We start from the raw sequence: 6,311 nt of genomic DNA, 5'->3' as shown, positions 1-6,311 counted from the left end.
CCCCCCAGCCAAATACACCGCCTCGATCCCCGCCACCACCACCCCCAACCCCTCCTCGAACCGCTCGTCGAACCCCTCGAACATCTCCGCCCCCGCCGCCGCGGCCAGCGGATACGCCGCGAGCAGTTCCGCCCGCTCCGCCACGTCGACGCCCCGCCCCCGCTCGCCCGGCCGCGGCTCCGAGCCCTGCTCCTCCTCGACGAACCCCATCGTGTAGTGGTACGTCGTCATCGCGGCCCGTACCGCGCCACGGAATTCGAAGCCCGCCTCCAGCATCATGCCGAGGTACGCCTCCATGGACTGCGCGTGGTCGGTGCCGGTGAAGCGCGCGCCTCCGTACACCTTCGCGCCGTCGCGGTACGCGAGCAGCATCGCGCGCAGGGCCCGGTTGAAGGCGCGGACCCCTTCCTGCCAGCTGTCGCAGTCCGTGCCGGGCACGCCGTCGGCGGTCATCCGGCGGTACATGACCGTCGCCATCTCGTCGATCAGAGCCTGCTTGTTCTTGAAGTGCCAGTACAGCGCCGGGGCCTGGACGCCGAGCTCCTTCGCGATGGCGCGCAGCGTGAGCCCGTCCAGGCCCAGCTCGTTGAGGAGCCTCAGCGCGGTGTCGGCGACCTGCGCCCGGTCGATCTTCGTCGTAGCCACCTTGACAACTTAACACCGTTAAGCTCATGCTTCCGAACATGGAACTTAACGGCGTTAAGGAAACCGTCGCGACTACCGCGCCCGAGGCCCCGGCCACCACCTCCGAGACCTCGGCCGCCCCCCTCGCGGCCGCCAGAACAGCCACCACCGACGTCCTCATCGTTGGCGCGGGCCCCACCGGCCTCACGCTCGCCATCGACCTCGCCCGTCGCGGCGTCCCCGCCCTGCTCGTCGAGAAGGCGGACCGGCTCTTCCCCGGCTCGCGCGGCAAGGGCATCCAGCCCCGCACCCTGGAGCTGCTCGACGACCTCGGCCTGGCCGAGACCGCGCTGCGGGCCGGCCGCGACTACCCGAGGATGCGCGACTGGGTCGGCCCGGACGGCACCGAGCGCGGCCGCGAGTGGGACATGATCGAGCGCGCCGAGCCCACCGAGCGGGAGCCCTACGCCAACGCCCTGCTCCTTGGCCAGGCCCGCTTCCAGGAGCTGCTGTACGCCCACCTCAAGAGCCTCGGCGGCGACGTCGCCTTCAGCGCCGAGGTGACCGCGGTCCACCAGGACGCCGACGGCGTCACCGCCTCCCTGGCCGACGGCCGCACCCTCCGCGCCCGCTACCTCGTGGCCGGCGACGGCGGCCGCTCCGGCATCCGGCGCGCGCTCGGCATCCCCATGGAGGGCGAGAGCGTCGACCCCAAACCGATGCTCGTCGCGGACCTGACCGTCACCGAGGACGCGATCATCGACGACCTCAACTGGCATGTGTGGAACGGAAGTTCAGACGGGGGAGCCGTGCTCTGCCCGCTGCCCGGCACCCCCGGCCTCTTCCAGCTGATCGCCCAGTACTCCGACGAGAACGCCGTCCCCGACACCAGCGACGCGGGCGTCCGAAGGCTCGTCGCCGCCCGCACCGCGGTCACCGAGGACCAGATCACCGAGGTCCACTGGGCCTCCGACTTCCGCCCCCGCGCGGCGCTGGCCGACCGCTTCCGCGAGGGCCGGATCTTCCTCGCCGGCGACGCCGCCCACATCCACTCCCCCGCCGGCGGCCAGGGCCTCAACACCAGCGTCCAGGACGCGTACAACCTGGGCTGGAAGCTCGCCCAGGTGCTCCACCGCGGCGCCCCGGACGCCCTGCTCGACACGTACGAGGAGGAGCGCAGGCCCATCGCCGCAGGAGTGCTCGGCATGAGCACGCGGCTGCACCGCGCGGCCATCGGCGGCGAGAACAGCCAGCGCCGCGCCGAGGTCCGCCAGCTCGGCCTCGGCTACCGCGGCGGCCCGCTCTCCACCGGCCGCGCGGGCGCCCTGGAGGCCGGCGACCGCGCCCCCGACGGCAGGCTGCCCGACGGCCGCGTCTTCGACCTGCTGCGCGGCCCGCACTTCACCCTGCTCGCCTTCGACACGCCCGCCCCCGCCCTCACCGGCGACCTGGTGCGGGTGCACGAGCTGGGCGCGTACGAGGCGTACGGACGCGGGCTCTTCCTGGTCCGCCCCGACGGCTACGTCGGCTGGGCCGGCGAGGACGCCACCGGTCTCGACGACTACCTCGCCTCGATCGGCGCGGCCGAACGCCCTTGACCTCAAGCCCGGTTGAGTTTCTACGGTCGTGAGCCATGGACAACGGCACGCTGACCACCCCTCAGGCCGACGAGTTCACCTACTCCCACGACGACGCCGGACTCGCCGCCCAGCCGATCGGCTACTGGAGCCGGGCCGCGAGCGACGCGGTGGTGACCCGCATCCGCGGCATGCTCGCGGAGCTGGGCCTCGCCCAGCCCCAGTGGTGGGTCCTCCACCAGGCGTCCACCGGCCGCACGCGCGCCGAGGCGGTGGCCGTCCTCCAGGGCTACCTGGCTATGGGTGCCCCCGTCATCGAGGACGCCGTCGACGAGCTCGCGGCGCGCGCACTGCTCACCCAGGCCCCCTCCGAGCCCCTCGAACTCACCGACACCGGACGTGAGTTGTACGAGCGAGCCGCCGCCCGGCAGCGGGAGACCCGCGAGCTGATCCACGCCGGGATCACGGACGAGGAGTACGTACGCACCCTCAAGGTCCTCCAGCGCATGATCCACAACGTGGACGGCAAGGCCTGGCACCACTGAGCCGCCCCCTCTTGTACAGACGCCCCGCTTATACATACGCCCGGCCGCCGAATTCGACGCCCAGGCAAACCCGTCCCGGCACCAGATGAACGTGCCGCGTCGGGCAGCCGAACTCCGCCGCCGCGAGCCCATTTGGGGGCCGCGGCGGCCCTACTCTGTCGACGCCAAGGCCCGCCGGGCCGCAGCGGAACGCCGGGAAGAGGAAAGCCGTGACCAACACCCTGCCGCGGGTACGAAGCACCGGCGGCGGTCAGCCGCAGCGGACGGCCGAGCGCGCCCCGGTGGCATCCCCGGTCTCCCGGCTCCGCGCGCTCGACGGGTTGCGCCTGGTCGCCGCCCTCATGGTGGCGCTCTACCACTACGGCGGCCGCTCCGGCGACATCAGCAAGGGCTGGGGGGTCTCCCCCAAGAAGCTCTTCCCCGCCACCCACGAGTGGTTCTCCTACGGCTGCCTCGGCGTGCAGATCTTCTTCATCATCAGCGGCTTCGTCATCTGCATGAGCGGCTGGGGCCGGCCGCTCCGCTCGTTCTTCGCCTCGCGCGTGGCCCGGCTCTACCCGGCGTACTGGGCGGCCCTGATCATCGTCACCGCGGTGTTCGCACTGCCCTGGGTCGTCTACAAGACGGTCACGCCCAGTGAGTTCGTGGTGAATCTGACCATGCTCCAGATGCCGGTCGGCGTGCACCGGGTGCTGGGGGTGTGCTGGACGCTCTGGGCCGAGCTCCGCTTCTACGCCCTGTTCGCCCTGTGTGTCGTCCTGCCCGGCGCGACCCGACGCCGCGTCGTGCTGTTCTGCGCGGGCTGGACGCTCGCGGCCGCACTCACCGCGACGGCCAAACAGCCTTTCCTGGACGCCGTGTTCATGCCCGAGTACGCGCCCTTCTTCATCGGCGGCATGGGCCTGTACCTGCTGCACCGCAACCGGCGGGACGTCACGGCCTGGGGCATCGTCGCCGTCAGCTGGGCCATCGGCCAGCACTACGCGGTCGCGGGCCTGTGGCACAAGCCGAACCCTGCGGCCTTCTCCAACCGGCACGCCTCGGTGATCATCGCCATCATCACGCTGGGATTCCTGCTGGTGGGCGCGATCGCGCTGGGCTACTTCCGCTGGGCGAACTGGAGCTGGCTCACCGTGGCGGGCGCCCTCACGTACCCGTTCTACCTGGTGCACGAACACCTGGGCTGGGTGGTGGTAGGCGTACTGCACCGCAAACTACACATCCCGGCCCCGGCCACCTTCGCCCTGACGATCGCGGCGATGCTGGCGCTTGCCTGGCTACTGAACCGTTACGTGGAACGCTGGGCGACGCCGCTGCTGCGAAAGTCCCTCACGACCCACTGAGCATCAGCCCTCGCCGATCTAGTCGATCTCGCCATCGAGCAACCAGTCCACAGACAGCTTGGGCGTCACGCCCACGGACTCTGGCACCACCAGGTGCGTGCCCCGCTTGTACGAGGTGCGCGTCTTGTACGTGCCCTCATGCGGGTCGGTGAAGAGCAGTACCTCGTCGTGCCGCCGGTCCACCACGACGTAGACCGGGACCCCGGCCTGGGCGTAGCACTCCACCTTGGGCCCGAGGTCGTCGGCCCAGTTCGACGACGTCACCTCCAACACCAGACGGAAAACATTGGGGGCGTAGCAGTTCTTCTGGACGAGGGCGTCACGGAAGTCCGCGTCGACGACGGAGAAGTCGGGAATCGCGAAGTCGTCGGCCAGCGAGGGCAGCCACAGCCCGATGCCCTGGACGTACCGAAGCCCGGCCCGCCGTGCGCCCGCCTCCGCCAACACTTCGACCAGCCAGGTCAACGACAGCGCGTGCGCGCCGTCCGGCGGCGGCGTCACAGTGAGCCTCCCCTGGAGAATCTCCACGCGGTGCCCGGGCAGTGCGCTGGAGAGCAGGTCGGCGGCTTCGCCCAACGTCAGCTCGTGTTGCAGTACAGCCACGGCATCCTCCTTTTCAGGGCTCACTCTTCACGAGCGTAACCGGGGCCGTGCGAATTCCGCTCCCGATCACCCATTCGAGGAATTCGCCCTGGTCAGAATGCATCCGCAGCCCGCCCGGCACCCCCCTGACCGAGCCGATCAGTCGCCGTCCCGTCGAGCAGGACATCCACGGGCAGTTCCAGGCTCACGCCCACGGACTGCGGCACGATCACGTTATGGCCCCGCTCGTATCGGGAGCGGGTGCGGCAGGAGTCGCCCACCGGATCCGTGAGGACGAGCACCTCGCCGTGCTTGCGGTCGGCGATGACATACACGGGGATACCGGCCTCGGCGTACGTCTCGGCCTTGGTGACCAGATCGTTGCCCCAGTTCGACGACGTCACCTCAAGGACGAGGCGGAAGACGCTCTGGGCGTAGCAGTTCTTCGTGACCAGGGCGTCCTTGTAGTCGGCATCGACAATGGCCCAGTCCGGCTCGGCATAGTCGTCGGGGCCCGTACCGAGCCACACGCCGATGCCCGGGAGCGCCTTGCGCCCGGCTTCCCTGCCCCCCGCCTGCCGGAACAGGTGGGCGACTCCTACCGCGCCCGCCCCCCGCTCACACCCCGCTGAGCGACAGCTTCACCGCGAAGCCCAGGAACAGCGCGCCCGCCGCCGACGCCGCGCCCGCCGACAGGCGCTTGCGGCGGCGGAAGGCGGCTGCCAGGCGCGTGCCGCTGAATATCAGCGTCGACAGGTACAGGAAGCTGCCCAGCTGGAGCAGCGCGCCGAGGAGCAGGAACGACAGGGCGGGGTAGGCGTAGTCGGGCCGCACGAACTGTACGAAGAAGGAGATCATGAACAGGATCGCCTTCGGGTTGAACAGGCTCAGCATCAGCGCCCGCCGATAGGGCCGCTCGCCCGCGGCCTCCGGCGACGCGTCGGCCGACCGGTCTTCCGACTGCTCGTGCCGGGACCGCCACATCGCCACCGCCTGGCGCAGCATGCCTATCGCCAGCCAGGTCAGATAGCCGGCGCCGGCGTACTTGACGGCCGCGAACAGCAGCGGCGTGGCCTGCAGCAGCGAGGCCGCCCCGAGCGCGGACAGCGTCATGAGCACCGTGTCACCGGTGAAGACCCCGGCGGCGGCCGCGTACCCGGCCCGCACCCCTCGGCGGGCGGCAACGGACAGCACGTACAGCGAATTGGGGCCCGGCAACAGGATGATCAGCACCAGGCCGGCGAGATAGGTCGGAAGATCGGTCACACCCAGCATGGAGCCGAGTGTCGCACGCGGGTACGACACTCGACGGGGGCGTCCCACTGAACGAAATGCCTTGTTCGGGCGGGTGCGTCAGAACGCGTCCGTGGGCACGTAAGTCCCCCACACTTCGCGCAGCGCGTTGCAGACCTCCCCGACGGTGGCGCGGGCTCGCAGGGCGTCCTTCATCGGGTACAGGACGTTGTCCACGCCCCCGGCCGCCTTCTTCAGCTCGGCCAGCGCCGCGTCCACCGCGGCCTGGTCGCGCTCGGCACGCAGGGTCGCGAGGCGTTCGGCTTGTTGGGCTTCGATGGCGGGGTCGACACGCAGGGGTTCGTAGGGGTCTTCGGTGTCGTTCTGGAAGCGGTTGACGCCGACCA

At 70.6% G+C, this 6,311-nt stretch carries 8 protein-coding genes; 3 read left to right on the top strand and 5 right to left on the bottom strand.

Annotated elements, in window-relative coordinates:
• On the bottom strand, positions 1 to 645 hold a 645-nt coding region (locus tag ADK54_RS08890), incomplete at its 3' end, for a TetR/AcrR family transcriptional regulator C-terminal domain-containing protein (RefSeq protein ID WP_053725002.1).
• Positions 646 to 683: 38 nt separating this feature from the next.
• On the opposite strand from ADK54_RS08890, the gene ADK54_RS08885 reads away from it, so the two are divergent.
• The 3 genes from ADK54_RS08885 to ADK54_RS08875 all read left to right on the top strand — a co-directional run bounded on the left by ADK54_RS08885 (position 684) and on the right by ADK54_RS08875 (position 4,089).
• Complete coding sequence (locus ADK54_RS08885) at positions 684 to 2,222, top strand: FAD-dependent monooxygenase (protein WP_078966228.1); 1,539 nt, start codon at positions 684 to 686, stop codon at positions 2,220 to 2,222.
• 35 nt (positions 2,223 to 2,257) lie between these two features.
• A complete protein-coding gene (locus ADK54_RS08880) occupies positions 2,258 to 2,746 on the top strand; it encodes a MarR family winged helix-turn-helix transcriptional regulator (protein ID WP_053725001.1) in 489 nt (162 codons plus the stop codon).
• 209 nt (positions 2,747 to 2,955) lie between these two features.
• Positions 2,956 to 4,089 (top strand): acyltransferase family protein, encoded by a 1,134-nt coding sequence (locus ADK54_RS08875; protein ID WP_420717278.1) that lies wholly within the window; start codon positions 2,956 to 2,958, stop codon positions 4,087 to 4,089.
• 18 nt (positions 4,090 to 4,107) lie between these two features.
• On the opposite strand, the gene ADK54_RS08870 is transcribed toward ADK54_RS08875, so the two are convergent.
• The 4 genes from ADK54_RS08870 to ADK54_RS08855 form a co-directional block, all read right to left on the bottom strand.
• Positions 4,108 to 4,692: a Uma2 family endonuclease gene (locus ADK54_RS08870; protein ID WP_078966226.1), complete on the bottom strand. Its 585-nt coding sequence runs from the start codon at positions 4,690 to 4,692 to the stop codon at positions 4,108 to 4,110.
• Between the two features lie 92 nt (positions 4,693 to 4,784).
• Complete coding sequence (locus ADK54_RS08865) at positions 4,785 to 5,258, bottom strand: Uma2 family endonuclease (RefSeq protein WP_053724999.1); 474 nt, start codon at positions 5,256 to 5,258, stop codon at positions 4,785 to 4,787.
• A gap of 31 nt (positions 5,259 to 5,289) precedes the next feature.
• A complete protein-coding gene (leuE, locus tag ADK54_RS08860) occupies positions 5,290 to 5,946 on the bottom strand; it encodes a leucine efflux protein LeuE (protein WP_053725003.1) in 657 nt (218 codons plus the stop codon).
• A gap of 78 nt (positions 5,947 to 6,024) precedes the next feature.
• Positions 6,025 to 6,311: methylmalonyl-CoA mutase family protein (locus tag ADK54_RS08855; protein ID WP_234391976.1), on the bottom strand; the 287-nt coding region annotated here is incomplete at its 5' end.

The organism is Streptomyces sp. WM6378, assembly GCF_001279695.1.
Classification (GTDB): Bacteria; Actinomycetota; Actinomycetes; order Streptomycetales; family Streptomycetaceae; genus Streptomyces.
The sequence above is the reverse complement of the archived record's forward strand: the minus strand, read 5'-3'. Positions and strand labels throughout refer to the sequence as shown.